The organism is Ruegeria sp. G12, from assembly GCF_056533565.1.
In genome coordinates, this window is the sequence record NZ_JBQFOO010000009.1 from 136,038 (window position 1) to 151,439 (window position 15,402).

The window sequence follows — 15,402 nt, forward strand, 5'->3', positions numbered from 1 at the left end:
CTTTTTTCGCACAGTTCACCCGTTGTGGATGTGGACGAAGTTTAGATTCCATTCTCGATTGGGGCGGAAAAAACTCATGCCTGCCCGGTTTCGTGGTCCAGCCGCTGCCGCGCGATTTCCTCGTTCTTCTCGGCCTTTTGCTGATCCGCCATGCAGCGTTCCACAAAGTTCAGATGCTGTTCCACCGCATCCCGCGCCTTTGACGGGTCGCGCGCCTGAAGGGCGGTGTTAATGGCGCTGTGCTGGTTCAGGATGGCCTCGCGCGTGGCGCGCTGCTGGAACATGATTTGCCGGTTGTAGAACACGCCCTGCCGCAGCAGATCGTACATCGAACGCATCATGTGGAGCATGATGACGTTATGACTGGCCTCGATGATGGCCATGTGAAACTCGGCATCCAGCCGGGCCTCATCCTCGGCGGCGTTGCGGGCGTGCGCGGTTTCCATCTTGTCGAAAATGGTCTGGATCACCTTCAGGTCGCTGCCGGACCCCAACCGCGCTGCGCGCTCTGCTGCCAACCCCTCCATGTCGCGGCGAAATGAGAGATAGTCGAACACCGCCTCGTCATGGCTGCTGAACAGGCGGATCAGGGCGGGGGCGAAGGCTGAGCCCAGAACTTCGGCCACGTAAATCCCGGACCCGGCCTTGGCGGTCAGCAATCCCTGCGCCTGCAACTCGGAAATTGCCTCGCGCAACGAGGGGCGCGAAACCCCCATCCGGTCGGCCAGTTCGCGTTCCGGGGGCAGCCGTTCGCCGGGGCGCAGGATGCCCCGCAGGATCAGCAACTCGATCTGACGCACGACGGCATGTGACAGCTTTTCAGTTTGAACTTTGTGAAAGGGCATGGGGCGTTCCGGAATTGGTCAAATCATATGACCACGCATCCAAACCGGGTTCAAGAAGCGGGAGAAATCACAAAGGCTGAAATATTAGGTCAGTATTATTGACTTTAATTGAAGCGCCCTTACGCTGCCAAAATCCAGTTCGGAGGAGCCTGATGTCTACCCATCCGCTATTCGCCACCCGCACGTCGCGCATGAAAGCCTCGGAGATTCGCGAGTTGCTGAAACTCTTGGACCAGCCGGGCATCATTTCTTTTGCGGGCGGTATCCCGGACCCGGCCCTGTTTCCGGCGGATGCCTTTGCGCAGGCCTTTCAACAGGCGTTGGGTCCGGACACACGGGCGCAGGCGCTGCAGTATTCAGTCAGCGAGGGGTATGTCCCGTTGCGCGAATGGCTGGTCGATCATATGCGGCAGATCGGCGTGGAGTGCGCGCTGGACAACGTCCTGATTACATCGGGCTCGCAACAGGCGCTGGATTATCTGGGGAAGCTCTACCTGTCTTCCGGCGATACGGCGCTGGTCGGGTGGCCGACCTATCTGGGGGCGATTGCGGCCTTCAACGCCTATGAGCCCCGTTTTGATCGGCTCGGCATCGGTGAGAACCGGGGTGCGGCGGAATATGCGGCCGGGACCGGCAAGGTCAAATTCGCCTACCTGTCGCCCGATTTCGCCAACCCGACCGGGAAAACAGTGGACCTGCGCGGCAGAGAGGCGCTGTTGGATCTGGCCGATGATCTGGATTGCGCCGTAATCGAAGACGGGGCCTATCAGGCCTTGCGATATGACGGCGCGCCAATCCCGCCCGTTTTGGCGCTGGAACTGGCACGCAAAGGGTCGATCGAGGCGTGCCGAACGATCTATTGCGGCAGTTTCTCGAAAACCCTGTCCCCCGGTCTTCGGATGGGATGGGTGGTTGCGGCCAAGCCGGTCATTTCGCAATTGGTTCTGATGAAACAGGCGGCCGATTTGCACTCGGCCACCATCAACCAGATGGCGGTGCATCAGGTGGCGCAGACCTGTTTCGAGACGCACATCCCCAAGGTGCGCCAGACGTACCGCGCGCGGCGCGATGCCATGCTGGCGGCGCTGGAGGTAAATATGCCCGACGGCGTTCAGTGGACCCGCCCCGAGGGCGGAATGTTCATCTGGCTGACCCTGCCTGCGGGAACCAACGGGGGTGATCTGCTGGCGCGGGCTCTGGACACGGTCAAGGTCGCCTTTGTGCCGGGTCAGGCCTTCTTCCCCGATGGCGGCGGTGCCAACTCGATCCGCCTGAGCTTCTCAAACTCGGATGAGGACACGATCCGCGAGGGCATACGTAGGTTGGGTGTCCTCCTGCGCGGATGACGGAAAGGTTCTGTTAACCATATTGGCCCATAGCTGGCGGTATGATCCGCTATCTGCCCCTTCTGCTGCTGGCCGCCTGTTCGGCTGGCACGCCTTACTTCCGCGATCAGCCGGCCACACGTATCGCGGTGAACGGTAGCGTGTTCGACGTCCGCGTCCGCAATGAACTGGCCGAGGCCGTGCGCGTGAACCCGCAATACGCCCCGCGTCTGGGTCCGATCCGCGACCGGGCGGCATTGGCCATGGCGCAGGTCTCGGGCTGTCCGATTCTGGATGTGCTGGGCGATGCGGCGGTAACGGTGGGGGTTCTGGGCTGTGACCGCGAGCTGGGGGAAAAGCTGATTTTCGGCGCGCTGCTCCGCCGCCCCTATGAATGCGTGAACTACGGCTATTCCGGCGGATACGGCTATCAGGTCTTTGAATGCACACCGTACTGAGATACGCGGGTCTGCGCGTAGTTTCGCCAAGATGTTGTGGATAACTCGGGCGAATGACCCATATCCTGCGCAATCACGTTGACACCTCGCCCCTCGGTTGCGCACAGTTCTTGAGTACAGGAATCACACCAAGAGCAGCCATTTGCGTTTCAGCAAACTCAAACTGACCGGCTTCAAAAGCTTTGTGGACCCGACCGATCTGATCATCGCGGACGGGCTGACCGGAGTGGTGGGCCCCAACGGCTGCGGCAAATCCAACCTGCTAGAGGCCCTGCGCTGGGTGATGGGCGAAAACCGCCCCAAATCCATGCGCGGCGGCGCGATGGAGGATGTGATCTTTGCCGGGGCCGCGACCCGGCCCGCGCGCAATTTCGCCGAGGTGGTCCTGACCATGGACAACTCGGAACGTCTCGCGCCTTCGGGTTTCAACGACAGTGACCAGCTTGAGATCGTCCGCCGCATCACCCGCGATGTGGGCAGCGCCTACAAGACCAACGGCAAGGACGTGCGTGCCCGCGATGTGCAGATGCTGTTCGCCGATGCCTCAACCGGCGCGCATTCGCCCGCGCTGGTGGGCCAGAACCGCATTGCCGAGTTGATCAACGCCAAACCCCGCGCGCGTCGGCGCATTCTGGAAGAGGCGGCTGGCATCTCGGGGCTTTACCAACGCCGCCACGAGGCCGAGCTGAAACTCAAAGGCACCGAGGCGAACCTGACCCGCGTCGACGACGTGCTGGAACAGTTGGGCGGCCAGCTGGCGCAACTCGCCCGTCAGGCCCGTCAGGCCGCGCGCTATCGTGAGATTGGCGAGCAGTTGCGGCAGGCCGAAGGGATGCTGCTCTATCGCCGCTGGAAAGAGGCCGACATGGCCCGTCAGACGGCGGAAGACAAGCTGCGTGACCGGCTGACCGAAGCCTCGCGCGCCGAGGCCGAGGCCCGAGAAGCCGCCGCCAAACGCGCTCAGATCGAAGAAACACTGCCGCCCCTGCGCGAAGAAGAGGCTATCGCCGCTGCCGTTCTGCAGCGCCAGATGGTGCAGCGCGATCAGCTGAGCGATCAGGAAACCCGCGCGCGTCAGACGATTGAAACGCTGACCAACCGCATCCAGCAGCTTGGCAACGATATCGAACGCGAATCCGGCCTGAACCGCGACGCGGGTGAGATGATCGAACGGTTGGAATGGGAGGCCCGCGAGCTTGCCAAAGCCGCCGAAGGCTATGACGAAAAGGTGGCTGAGGCCGCGGAGGTTGCCCGCGAGGCCGCCTCGGTCCTGCAGGATCGCGAAGATCACCTGTCGCAGGAAACCGAGGATATGGCCCGTCTCGTGGCTCGTCACCAATCGGCGCAGCGTCTGGTCGAGGACAGCCGCAAGACATTGGCTCGGTCCGAGGGCGAAGAGGAAAAAGCCCGCGCCGCCGTGGATGAGGCGCGCGCGGCCCTGACCCGCACCGCCGAGGCCTTCGAGACCGCGCAAGAGGGCGAAGAAGAAGCCCGCGAAGCCGCCGAAGCTGCCGAAGAAGCGCTCGCTGCCGCCGATGAGCTGCGCAATGACACGCAGGCGCGTGAGGCCGAGGCGCGCGCGAAACGGTCCGAGGCCGAGGGCGAGTTGGGCGCGATCCGGGCCGAAACCACTGCGCTGGCCAAGCTGGTGGAACGCGACACCGCCGAGGGCGGGCAGGTTCTGGACCTGCTGCGCGTCGCCTCGGGCTATGAAAAAGCGCTGGGCGCGGCCTTGGCCGATGACTTGCGCGCCCCGCTGGTTGAAGGCGACGGCCCATCAGGCTGGGTGCAGGTGGCAGGTTACGACAGCGATCAACCGCTGCCCGAAGGGGTTGAACCGCTGGCGCTGCATGTCTCGGGCCCCGACCGCCTCAGCCGCCGCATTGCACAGATCGGGTTGGTCGATTCCGATCAGGGCGCGCGTCTGCAAGCCGCGCTGAAACCCGGTCAGCGCTTGGTGTCGCGCTCGGGCGACCTGTGGCGCTGGGACGGGTTCCGCGCTTGGGCTGAGGATGCGCCAAGCGCCGCTGCCCTGCGTTTGGAACAGCTCAACAAGCTGGAAACGTTGAAACAGGAACTGGCCCGCACCGAGGCGCAGGCCGATGGCGCCCGCGCCGCCCATGAGGCGCTGTCGCAGCAACTGGCCGACGTGACCGAAGCTGACCGCCGCGCCCGCGAGGCCCGCCGCGCCGCCGATCAACGCATGGCCGACACCGCGCGCCAACTGTCCCGCGCCGAAGCAGATCGAAACTTGGCGCAGGGCAAGCTGGAAACCCTGACGCTTGCGGTGGACCGCCACAAGGACGACGCCATGTCCGCCCGCGCCCAGCTGCGCGAAGCCGAGGGCGCGTTGACCGGGCTGGGCGATCTGGACAGCGCCCGCGCGCAGGTCGAGGACATCAAACAGACGGTCGAGGCCGCGCGGATCACCATGCTGACCCACCGCTCGACCCATGACGAATTGCGGCGTGAGGGCGAGGCCCGGACGCGGCGCAGCCAAGACGTGACGAAAGACCTCAGCGGCTGGAAGCACCGTCTTGAAACCGCTGAAAAGCGCATCGCGGAACTGGCCGAACGCAAGGAAAGTTCTGAAGAGGAATTGCAAGAGGCTATGGCGGCCCCCGGCGAGATTGCCGAGGCGCGCGAGGAACTCAACGAGCTGATCGAAACCGCCGAAGCCCGCCGCGCCGAGGCCGCCGACAAGCTGGCCGAGGCCGAGACCGAGCAGCGCGAGGTTGTGCTGGCCGAGCGTGAAGCCGAACGTCTGGCCTCGGAAGCCCGCGAAACCCGAGCGGCGGCTGAGGCGCGCTGTGATGCGGCCAAGGAAAGCGTGATGGCGGCAGCCGAACGCATCGCCGAGGATCAGCAACTGACGCCCAACCAGTTGCTCAACCAGTTGGACGTGAACCCCGACCAGATGCCCGCCGCCGACGCGCTGGAATCCGAGGTCAACCGCCACAAACGCCAACGCGACGCGATGGGCGCGGTGAACCTGCGCGCCGAGGAGGACAGTAAGGAAGTTCAAGAAGAATTCGACACGCTGAACGGCGAAAAGGCCGATCTGGAAGAGGCGATCAAAGCCCTGCGCAGCGGCATCGCCAGCCTCAACCGCGAAGGCCGTGAGCGTCTGCTGACCGCGTTCGAACAGGTGAATTCCAACTTCGCCATGCTGTTCAAGCACCTCTTTGGCGGTGGTGAGGCCAATCTGGTCATGGTCGAAAGCGACGATCCGCTGGATGCGGGGCTGGAAATCATGTGCCAACCGCCGGGCAAGAAACTCTCGACCCTCAGCCTGTTGTCGGGCGGCGAACAGACCCTGACCGCCACCGCGCTGATCTTCGGCGTCTTCCTCGCCAACCCCGCCCCGATCTGCGTGCTTGATGAGGTTGACGCGCCGCTGGATGACGCCAACGTCACCCGGTTCTGTGACTTGCTGGACGAGATGTGCCGCCAGACCGACACCCGGTTCCTGATCATCACCCACCACGCGGTGACCATGGCGCGGATGGACCGTCTGTTTGGTGTGACAATGCAGGAACAGGGCGTCAGCCAACTGGTCTCGGTCGACCTCAAGAAAGCCGAGCAGATGGTCGCCTGACTGATAACTGCATCGTTATGCCTGTTGCAGGGCGCTTCGGGCTAGACTGTCCGAATGACCCGCTATCTGATCCTTGCTCTGCTGGCTGCCAGCCCGGCGATGGCCACCGAATGGGCCACCAAATCTGGAGACATTCCCCTGTCGCCTGACGAGCTGGACGCGCTGGCAGGCCGCACGCTGACTTTCTATGACGACGGGCAGGCCGCGTTCTCAGCCGGAGGGGCCTATTCCTATACCTACGCCAGCGGAGATGCTGCCTTTGGCACCTATTCCATCGCCGAGGACGGCAGCGTCTGCATCGCCTACCGCAATGGCTTCAGCCGGTGCGATTTGTACGTGCGGAGTGGGGAAAGGCTGATTCTGATTGATGAGAAAGGGGATCGGTATCCGGTGCGGCCGGAGTGAGACTTGAAAGTGCATCCCACGCCGAAACTCGCAATAATTTTTTAATTTGCGTTCTTAGGTGGCATACACGAACTGAAACAATTAGCTAGCATCTCGTCTTAATTCGTCGGAGACGCTCCTAGTGCATGATGCAACTTCAACCGTAGTTTCTTTTCTTCAAGGTCGCCTGATCAGAGGTTTGGGCCCAAAAAATCTGCTTTACCTCCATAACCCCAAGGCGGGTTGCTCCTTTGTTCTTAGCCATCTTTGGGAAATTTCGGGAATGCCTCCGGGGAAGCGTATTCATAACGTCAAACAAAGCCCGTTCGAGTATAGAATCGAGTTTTTTCCCAATATTGAGAATGCGTTTGTGTTCAGTTTCGCAAGAAACCCATTTGCAAGATGCTTGTCCGCTTACAATGAAAAAGTAAATCCAAACACAATCAAACGCGATGAAAACGTCTGGGGGAAATTTGCAAAAAAGTACTCGCTGGCCGAAGACGCCAAGCTTTCTTTTGCCGATTTTGTAGAACTGATCTCAAATGATCCAGACCCCTTGAGCCTCGATCCGCATTGGCGTCCGCAGCACATCAATATTTTGAATGCGGCGGTGCGCCCAAATTTCATCGGTTATGTCGAGACTCTGAACGAAGATTTTGGCCTCGCAATGAGGAGAGCGGGTGTTGAAGATGCAGTGGTCGAATCCCGCGAAATCAACAAAGGGTCGAGCGATACGCGCGGTGGGTTACAACAAGCCCTTTCGGAAGACCGAGTTGTTGAAAACCTTGTTGAGCTTTATCGGCATGACTTTGAGGCCTATGGATATTCCTGCGACCCTGCGGCTCAGATCAAAAGCTCTTCCGCACCTGTCATCGCCGAAGGCACGCATCCTGTCCTCAGAAATATATCGCGGCTTTTGGCAGCAGTGCCGCGGGATCAGTCACTTGAGTTCGGCCAAAGCGATCGGAGTGCGCCCTTGTTTCTGGACTTGCAGGAAGCCATCTGTGGCAACAAAGAACACCCGGGCATCTGGGATAATTTGGATGAGGCTGCGCGGTTGCAGCAATTCCGGCTGCAAGATCGCCTAAACAGAACCGAAGACGCGCTTCGCGCATCAGATGCGGCATTTCGTGCGGTGCAGGAAAACCCATGGCCGCTGTTGACCAAAGCTGTTATGGGGCGCCTGAGCAAAAGAAAGCACCGCGATAGGCTAAACTGATAGAGCTTGTTGATGGCGTTTGGGCTGATGGCTGCGAACGTGTAACGACAGGTGTGTTTGCAAAGCGTGGGTCGCGTCAAGAAGTTCCGATTTGGTGCGTAACGACCCGCGTGTCTCACAACCGCCCCAACAAATCCACTGTCGGCCAGGCATCCGCAGGCAGCCCCAACCTCACCTGCTCGGCCTGCACGGCAGCCCGCGTGCCCGCACCCAGAATACCGTCGATCTTGCCCACGTCGTACCCGCGCGCCTGCAGTTTGCTCTGCAGTTGCTTCATCTGCGCCCCTGACAGACCTTGCGCCGGGTTGCCCGCGTCGTAAATCTGCGCGCCCTCAAGCCGGGTGCCGAAATAGGCGGCGGTCATGACGTAGACGAAGCTCTGGTTCCATTCGAAATAGACATCGAAATTCGGGTAGGCCAGAAAGGCGGGACCTTTGTGCCCCTGCGGCAGGATCAGTGAGGCGGGCAGGTTGGCCAGTGAGCCGCTGCGGGCCTGCACGCCCATCGCCTGCCACTCGGACACCGGGCGCGGTTTGCCAGGGCCGGACAGGGACCAATCCATCTGTGCGGGCACCGTCACTTCTTGCAGCCACGGCTGGCCTGGTTGCCAGCCCAGATGCGACAGCATTTTCGCGCCCGACATCAGCGCATCCGGAGCTGAGGTTTTTAGCGAGACCGTACCGTCTCCGTCTCCATCGACTCCGTTTTCCAGTATGTCGCGGGGCAGCATCTGCACCATGCCTATCTCTCCGGCCCAGGCACCGGTGGTGCGGGCGGGGTCGAAATTGCCCTGGCTGTAGAGCTCGATTGCGGCGAAGATTTGCGGTCGGAACAGTTCAGGGCGGCGGCAGTCATGGGCCAGTGTCACCAACGCGTTGCGGGTATTGAAATCGCCCTGAAAGGACCCGTAATCGGTCTCGAAGGCCCAGAAGGCCAGAAGCACGCCGCGCGAAATGCCGTACTCCTGCTCGATCCGGTCAAAGACCGCGTCGTATTTTCTCGACATGGCCTTGCCCCGATCGATCCGGTTTTGCGAGATCAGGCGGCGGGAGAACTCGATGAACGGTTTCTGAAACACGCCCTGCGCCCTGTCGGCCTTGAGCACCGCGCTGTCCTGCTGCACGCCTTTGAAGAAGGCGTCCACCGTGGCTTTGTCATAGCCTTGTTGGACCGCCTCGGCCTTCAGCCCGTTGACGAAGGAATTGAACCCGCCGCCACACTGGGCAACAGCAGGTGAGGCGAGCAAGGTGGCGACGACAATGCCAGAGAGAATGCGCATGGACAGGTCCGTTACAGAATAGAGCTGACCCCAACCGACACTGACACGAGGGCAAGCGCAAGCCCCCAGACGCGCCACAGCATGTAACATGCGCGGAAAATTTCCTCTGCGCCGATCTCGCGGGGGGCGTCGCCGTTGACCCAGGCCAGATCGCGCACCTGCCCGTCATAGCTGCGCGGCCCGGCCAGCGCGACGTTCAGGGCGCGGGCCATGGCGGCCTCGGGCCATCCGGCGTTGGGCGAGACGTGGTGGTTTGCATCGGCCAGTATGGCGCGCCAGTGTGCCCATTGGCCAGAGAGCGCGACGATCATCGCGCAGGTCAGGCGGGCTGGGATCAGGTTCAGCAGGTCATCGAACCGCGCCGAAGCCCAGCCGAACTCGCGGTATTTGTCGTTGCGGTAGCCGATCATGCTGTCCGCCGTGTTCACGGCCTTGTAGATCAGAATGCCGGGCAAGCCCGCGACCAGAAACCAGAGCGCAGGCGCAATAACCCCGTCGCTAAGGTTTTCTGCCGCGCTTTCGATGGCCGACCGCGCGACCTGTCCTTCGGTCATGTCCCGCGTGTCACGCGAGACGATGCGTCCGACCATTTCCCGCCCTTCGGACAGCGAGGACTGCAAAGCCGTGCCCACATCCCGAACATGCGTGACCAGCGATTTCTGCGCCAGCAGGATGGCGCAGACTAGCACCTCGACCACGGGGCCTAACCACGCCAAGGCCCACGCGACGGCCCCGGCTGTCAGGATCAGGACTAGCAGAACCGCCACGCCTTTGATCCGCCGCTGTGTGCCGTGGTTGAGGCGTTTGTCCAACCAACCGATCCCGTTGCCGATGATCACCGCCGGGTGCCTGACGCGGGACCACAGCCAGTCGGGCTCGCCCAAAGCAGCGTCCAGGCACAGGGCGCAGGCCAACAGCAGCGGGGTGCTCACAACGCGGCCTCCAGCCGGTGCCATCCGTCCGAGGGTGGCAGGCCAAGGCGCAGATAGGTTTGGGAATAGGGGAAGATGCGGCTCCAGATACGGGCGCGGGCCAGACGGTCCCGCCGTGCGGTGGCGTTGTCGACCTCGTAGAGACGGAACAGCGTTGTTCCTCCGACCAGTGCCGCGCCCTTGCCAGTGATCAGGGTGTCCAGCCGCGCGGTCTCCTCCGCCAGCCGCGCGCGGGTGGCAGAGGCCCAATCGGTGTCCTGCAGCGCTTGGGTGCCGATGCGCAGCGCCGGGCCGGAGACCGCCCATGGGCCGGTCAGATCGTTCAGGCGAGCGATCAGATCGGGATGGCCGATGGCAAACCCCAGCCGCAGCCCCGCCAGCCCCCAAAACTTGCCGAAGCTCTTGAGTACGATCACCCCCGGTCGGCGCGTCAGATGGATCAGCGATGCGTCGGGGGCCACGTCACAAAAGCTCTCGTCAATCACGGTCAGCGGGGCGTCGGCATCCGAGGCCTGCCAGATCCGCCCATCGGGATTGTTCGGATGAACGATGACGCGGGCGTCGGCAGGGCCATCCGCGACAACGCGCCAGCCCTGTGCGGTGAAAGCGGCGGCATGTTCGTTATAGGTCGGCGCGGTGATCTGAACGCGGCCCGGTTCACCCAACGCGGGCAGGCGCGCGATGAGGGCCGAGGCTCCGGGCGCGGGTAGAATTGCGGCCCCCTCCGGCACGCGCCAAAAGCCGCGTGCCGTGTCCGACAGGCGCTGAAACGCGCCATGATCGGGCAGTTCCATCCAGTCTGAAGGTTGCAGCCCCGCCACCTTATAGGGGTGCGGGTTGATCCCGGTGGACAGGTCGATCCAATCGCCGCGCGCGCCGCCATAGCGCGCCATGGCCCCATCCAGCCCGCCGCCATGATCGCGGGCACTGCGCGGGTTCAATCTGTCGTCCTGTTCCACCATCTGCTCTTGCCGGAATCGCCACAATGCGCTGCTTCAAGCGGATTTTTGCCGTCCACACAAGCGAATCCGCCCGATCACAGCCCTGTGCAGGCGTCGTTAACACTTTGTTAAGGAAATCGCGTGATCACGGATCGCAGGGATCGGCACTTACTCACCCATATCACGTGCCGAGGTTGTTGCAAATGAAAGTACTGATTGTTGAGAGTAACCCCGACCTCGGTCGGGTCTGGCAGCGGCATCTGCAAAGGCAGGGGGCCGAAGTCACGCTGGTGGAAACGCAAGAGGCAGCGATCCTTGCGCTCTACGGCGCGGATTTTGATATCATTGTGCTGGACCTGGTTCTGGAGACCGGCAGCGCACTGGCCGTGGCCGATTTCGCCAGCTATCGCCGCCCGGACGCGCGGGTGATTTTTGTCACCAACACCACCTTCTTCTCGGACGGGTCGATCTTTGCCCACAGTCCCAACGCCTGCGCCTATGTGCAAAGCGGCACGCCGCCAGAGGATCTGGCGGCGATGGTCGAACATTACGCTGCGGGCCGCTGATCCCGCCCGTGCGGTTCGTGATAGTCCAGAACCGGGTTCGTCGGGATGATCCGGTGCGGATTGATGCTGTCATGGCTGTAGTGATAGTGGCGCACGATGTGGTCCATGTTCACAGTCTCGGCGACGCCCGGCCACTGGTATAGCTCGCGGGTATAGGCCCAGAGGTTCGGATAATCGACCAACCGCCGCCGGTTGCATTTGAAATGCAGATGATACACTGGGTCGAACCGGATCAGGGTGGTGAACAGCCGCCAGTCGGCCTCGGTCACGCGGTCGCCCATCAGGTAGCGGTTTTGCGCCAACCGGGCGTCCAGCCAGTCCAGCGTGTCGAACAGGGGGGCAACGGCCGCGTCATATGCTTCCTGGGTTGTGGCGAAACCTGACTTGTAGACGCCGTTATTGACGTCGGAATAGATGCGGGCGTTAACCTCTTCAATGTCATCTCGCATAGCTCCGGGCCAGTAATCATCGGTGTTGCCCGTGATCCCATTGAATGCCGAATTGAACATGCGGATGATTTCCGAGCTTTCGTTCGAGACAATCGTTTTCTCGACCTTATCCCACAGGATTGGAACGGTGACGCGGCCCGAGTAGTTGGGATCGGCGCGGGTATAGATCTGATGCGCAAAGTCTGAGCCAAACAGCTTGTCCCCGGTTGCGCCATCTCCGTCCATCTCAAAGGTCCAGCCCTTGTCCAGCATGTCGGGATGCACGACCGAGACCGAGATGTGATCGCTCAGGTCCTTCAACTCGCGGAAGATCAGCGTGCGATGCGCCCAGGGGCAGGCGTGAGAGACATACAGGTGATAGCGCCCGGATTCGGCCTGAAAGCCGCCCTTGCCCGACGGCCCAGCGCTGCCATCGGCCGTGATCCAGTTGCGAAACTGCGCGGCGCTGCGTTTGAACGCCCCGCCGGTGGATTTGGTGTCATACCAGGTGTCGTGCCATACCCCATCGACCAACAGGCCCATATCAAGTCCTCCGCATGTGTTTCAGCAAAGATAGGGCGGTCTGGGGCCTGTTCCTATGGTCCGGCCCGCGCACCGGGCCTGCGCCCACGCACAACCCGGGCCTGAGATGTCTGCGCCACAGCAGGCAAGCAAGCGCCGCTATGTGACGCGGTTTACTGGATTTTTACATTCAGTCGGTCAAAATAGAGGGTGTGAGCGGGGGAATAGATTTATGAGTACCTATGTTTCAAAGGAAATACGCGCGGAATTGGATGCCGCGCGAATCGCTGCCCTGAAAAAGACCAGCCGTCTGCGGGTCGAGTTGGGCGACAATACATTCAAAATCCTCAAACTGTGGAAAGATGGTTTTTCGGTCGAAGCTGAAACCACACCGCGTCTGCGCGGGCTGGTCGATATTTATGACGGGGCCAACCACCTCTACCAATGCCTCATCATCGCGGATGAGGAAGACGGCGGCGAAATGCGTTATGAATTCAAGCGCAGCACTGCCGCGCATGACAAAGCCCCGCTGGATTTCTACCGTGCCCCGGATGCGCCAATCGCGCTGTTGGGGAAGGAAGAGTAGCGGCCGGTCTCGGCCAGCCCTCTGACGCTGAGGCTACTGCAGATCGCCAAAGGCCGTCTTCAGGCGCACGCAGGCTTCTTCGACCCGTGCGCGTTGCGTGGCCAGATTGAACCGCTCGAAGGTTTCTCCGCCGGTGCCGAAGCCGGGGCCGGATGAGGTGGCGATGCGCGCGTCCTCGCGCAGACGCTTGACGAATTCACCGTGGTCCATCCCGGTGCCCGAGAAATCGACCCAAGCCAGATATGTCGCCTGCAGCGGCATCGACCAAAGGCCCGGAATCTCGGCGATGGCGGCATGGAACATCTGGCAGTTCTCGGCCAGATGCGCGACCTGCGCGTCGACCCATGCCGCCCCCTCGGGCGAATAGGCAGCGGTGATCATCGCCACCCCCAGCGCGCCGGGGTCATAATCCAGCGTCTGCAAGCGGTGCTTCATGTTGGCCCGCAGCTTGGCGTCGGGGATGATCATGTTGCCGGTGCGCTGGCCCGCGATGTTGAACGTCTTCGACGCAGCAGTCAGCGTCACGGTCCACGCCCGCGCATCCGGTGCGGCCACATCCATCGGCACGAAGGTATGGCCGGAATAAACCAGATCGTGGTGAATCTCGTCCGAGACCAGGATCAACCCGTTGCGTTCGGTAAATGCCGCCACCGCGCGCAACTCGTCCGGCGTCCAGACCCGACCCGAAGGGTTCTGTGGTGAACACCACAGCAGCAGCTTTTCGGACCCGTCCAGCCGCGACTGCGCATCGTCCAGATCAAGTGCATAGCTGTCGCCCTCCCGCACCAGCGGGCATTCCACCACGCGGCGGCCCGATTTGTTCACCTTATGGGCAAACTCATGGTAAACCGGCGAGAAGATGACGACCCCATCTCCGGGGTCGCTCCACACATCCAGACACAGCGCAATCGCGTTGCCCAACCCTTGCGAGGTCAGAACCCAATCGGTGTCGATCTCCCAATTGTGGCGGGTTTTCATCCACCACTGGACCGCGTTCAGGTAATCCGGGTGCATCCACGAATAGCCAAACGCCCCATGATCGGCCGCCTTGCGCACCGCCTCGATCACGCAAGGGGCGGTGGCATAATCGGAATCAGCCGTCCACATCGCCAGCCCATCCTCGGGCGAGACGCCGTACAGACGCTCCATCTTGTCCCATTTCGATGAATTGGTGCCCCGGCGGTCGATCAGGTCGTTGAAAGTCATGTCATCTCCATCTGTCGAGGCGAAAGCTAACCTCAATTCCGCCATGTGCAAGAGGGGCCGTTGCGGTGGCGGGCGCGATGGCCTAAATCAGCCCCATGAAACGCAATATCCTGATCCATCCCGACCCCCGCCTGAAAAAGGTCTGCGCTCCGGTGGCCGACATCACCGACGACCTGCGCAAACTGGCCGACGACATGCTGGAGACGATGTATGACGCGCCCGGCATCGGTCTGGCCGCGCCCCAGATCGGCGTGCTGGATCGGCTGATCGTGGTGGATTGCGTCAAGGAAGAGGGCGAGACCCCGCGCCCGCTGGTGATGTTCAACCCCGAGGTCATCGCGGCCTCGGATGAAACCAATGTCTACGAGGAAGGCTGCCTGTCGATCCCCGAGCAATATGCCGAGGTCACCCGCCCCAAGGTGGTCGACGTCACATGGCTGGACCGGGACGGCAATCTGCAGCAGGAAACCTTCGATGACCTCTGGGCCACCTGCGTGCAGCATGAGATCGACCACCTGAACGGCAAGCTGTTCATCGACTATCTCAAACCGCTGAAACGCCAGATGATCACACGAAAGATGCAGAAGCTAAAGCGCGAGAAGGCCCGCACATGACGGTGCGGACCTGCCTGCCATGGCCCGACAAGCGCCTGCGCACCAAGGCTGAGGACGTGCCCGAGATCACCGACGACATCCGCGCCATCTGGGATGACATGATCGACACGATGGAGGCGATGCCCGGCGTCGGCCTTGCTGCGCCCCAGATCGGGGTGATGCTGCGGCTGGCAGTTGTGGATGGCTCGACCCAGCGGGGCAGGGCGGTGCGTCTGGCCAACCCGGAAATCCTGCACAGCTCGGTCGAGCTGCGCGAACATGACGAGGCCAGCCCCAACCTGCCCGGCGTCTCGGCCAAGGTGAAACGGCCCCGCGCGGTGACGGTGAAATTCCTCAACGAACAGGGCCAGATCGACCGCCGCGATTTCGTGGGCATCGAGGCGACCAGCGTGCAGCACCAGATCGATCACCTGAACGGGCGGATGTATTTCGACCGGCTCAGCAAGGTCAAGCGCGACATGCTGCTGCGCAAGGCAAAGAAGATGGGTTGAAACCCCAT

Annotated in this window: 15 protein-coding genes; 9 read left to right on the forward strand and 6 right to left on the reverse strand. The window is 61.9% G+C overall.

All coding sequences use genetic code 11. The features are described 5' to 3' along the window. Positions 1-74: 74 nt before the first annotated feature. Positions 75-845, reverse strand: a complete 771-nt coding sequence (locus ACR0JN_RS18790) for an FCD domain-containing protein (protein WP_480887944.1) — start codon at positions 843-845, stop codon at positions 75-77. 152 nt (positions 846-997) lie between these two features. Here ACR0JN_RS18790 and ACR0JN_RS18795 point away from each other — a divergent pair, with 152 nt between their 5' ends. The 5 genes from ACR0JN_RS18795 (at position 998) to ACR0JN_RS18815 (ending at position 7,829) form a co-directional block, all read left to right on the forward strand. Continuing rightward, entirely contained in the window at positions 998-2,191 is a 1,194-nt protein-coding gene (locus ACR0JN_RS18795) for an aminotransferase-like domain-containing protein (RefSeq protein WP_480887946.1), read from the forward strand. A gap of 41 nt (positions 2,192-2,232) precedes the next feature. Next, entirely contained in the window at positions 2,233-2,628 is a 396-nt protein-coding gene (locus ACR0JN_RS18800; RefSeq protein ID WP_480887948.1) for a hypothetical protein, read from the forward strand. Positions 2,629-2,770: 142 nt separating this feature from the next. Beyond that, positions 2,771-6,226 carry a chromosome segregation SMC family protein gene (locus ACR0JN_RS18805; protein WP_480887952.1) on the forward strand — a complete coding sequence of 1,152 codons (3,456 nt, stop codon included), beginning with the start codon at positions 2,771-2,773 and terminating at the stop codon, positions 6,224-6,226. Positions 6,227-6,280: 54 nt separating this feature from the next. After that, positions 6,281-6,631, forward strand: a complete 351-nt coding sequence (locus tag ACR0JN_RS18810) for a hypothetical protein (protein ID WP_480818229.1) — start codon at positions 6,281-6,283, stop codon at positions 6,629-6,631. Between the two features lie 121 nt (positions 6,632-6,752). Further along, positions 6,753-7,829 (forward strand): sulfotransferase family protein, encoded by a 1,077-nt coding sequence (locus ACR0JN_RS18815; RefSeq protein WP_480887954.1) that lies wholly within the window; start codon positions 6,753-6,755, stop codon positions 7,827-7,829. 115 nt (positions 7,830-7,944) lie between these two features. On the opposite strand, the gene ACR0JN_RS18820 is transcribed toward ACR0JN_RS18815, so the two are convergent. From ACR0JN_RS18820 to cobD, 3 genes are read right to left on the reverse strand one after another with little or no spacing between them, the layout of a single operon-like run. Beyond that, the gene (locus tag ACR0JN_RS18820; RefSeq protein WP_480887956.1) at positions 7,945-9,108 is read right to left on the reverse strand and encodes a lytic murein transglycosylase; all 1,164 of its coding nucleotides are present in this window, start codon (positions 9,106-9,108) and stop codon (positions 7,945-7,947) included. Positions 9,109-9,119: 11 nt separating this feature from the next. Continuing rightward, a complete protein-coding gene (cbiB, locus tag ACR0JN_RS18825; protein WP_480887959.1) occupies positions 9,120-10,040 on the reverse strand; it encodes an adenosylcobinamide-phosphate synthase CbiB in 921 nt (306 codons plus the stop codon). Continuing rightward, positions 10,037-11,002, reverse strand: a complete 966-nt coding sequence (gene cobD / locus ACR0JN_RS18830; RefSeq protein ID WP_480887961.1) for a threonine-phosphate decarboxylase CobD — start codon at positions 11,000-11,002, stop codon at positions 10,037-10,039. Before cobD ends, cbiB begins: the two co-directional genes overlap by 4 nt. Before the next feature lie 182 nt (positions 11,003-11,184). On the opposite strand from cobD, the gene ACR0JN_RS18835 reads away from it, so the two are divergent. After that, positions 11,185-11,547, forward strand: coding sequence for a response regulator transcription factor (locus ACR0JN_RS18835; RefSeq protein WP_480887965.1), 363 nt, complete (start codon positions 11,185-11,187; stop codon positions 11,545-11,547). Here ACR0JN_RS18835 and ACR0JN_RS18840 read toward each other — a convergent pair. Further along, positions 11,529-12,518, reverse strand: a complete 990-nt coding sequence (locus tag ACR0JN_RS18840) for a glutathione S-transferase family protein (protein WP_480887967.1) — start codon at positions 12,516-12,518, stop codon at positions 11,529-11,531. The two genes, ACR0JN_RS18835 and ACR0JN_RS18840, sit on opposite strands and share 19 nt — an antisense overlap. 211 nt (positions 12,519-12,729) lie before the next feature. On the opposite strand from ACR0JN_RS18840, the gene ACR0JN_RS18845 reads away from it, so the two are divergent. Then, positions 12,730-13,083 carry a hypothetical protein gene (locus ACR0JN_RS18845; RefSeq protein WP_480887971.1) on the forward strand — a complete coding sequence of 118 codons (354 nt, stop codon included), beginning with the start codon at positions 12,730-12,732 and terminating at the stop codon, positions 13,081-13,083. Positions 13,084-13,116: 33 nt separating this feature from the next. Here the strand turns inward: ACR0JN_RS18845 and ACR0JN_RS18850 are convergent, their stop codons facing one another. Beyond that, positions 13,117-14,289 carry a MalY/PatB family protein gene (locus ACR0JN_RS18850; RefSeq protein ID WP_480887973.1) on the reverse strand — a complete coding sequence of 391 codons (1,173 nt, stop codon included), beginning with the start codon at positions 14,287-14,289 and terminating at the stop codon, positions 13,117-13,119. 95 nt (positions 14,290-14,384) lie between these two features. On the opposite strand from ACR0JN_RS18850, the gene def (ACR0JN_RS18855) reads away from it, so the two are divergent. Then, positions 14,385-14,903, forward strand: a complete 519-nt coding sequence (gene def, locus ACR0JN_RS18855; RefSeq protein ID WP_480887975.1) for a peptide deformylase — start codon at positions 14,385-14,387, stop codon at positions 14,901-14,903. Beyond that, positions 14,900-15,394 carry a peptide deformylase gene (gene def / locus ACR0JN_RS18860; protein WP_480887977.1) on the forward strand — a complete coding sequence of 165 codons (495 nt, stop codon included), beginning with the start codon at positions 14,900-14,902 and terminating at the stop codon, positions 15,392-15,394. Before def (ACR0JN_RS18855) ends, def (ACR0JN_RS18860) begins: the two co-directional genes overlap by 4 nt. The last annotated feature ends 8 nt before the right edge of the window (positions 15,395-15,402 follow it).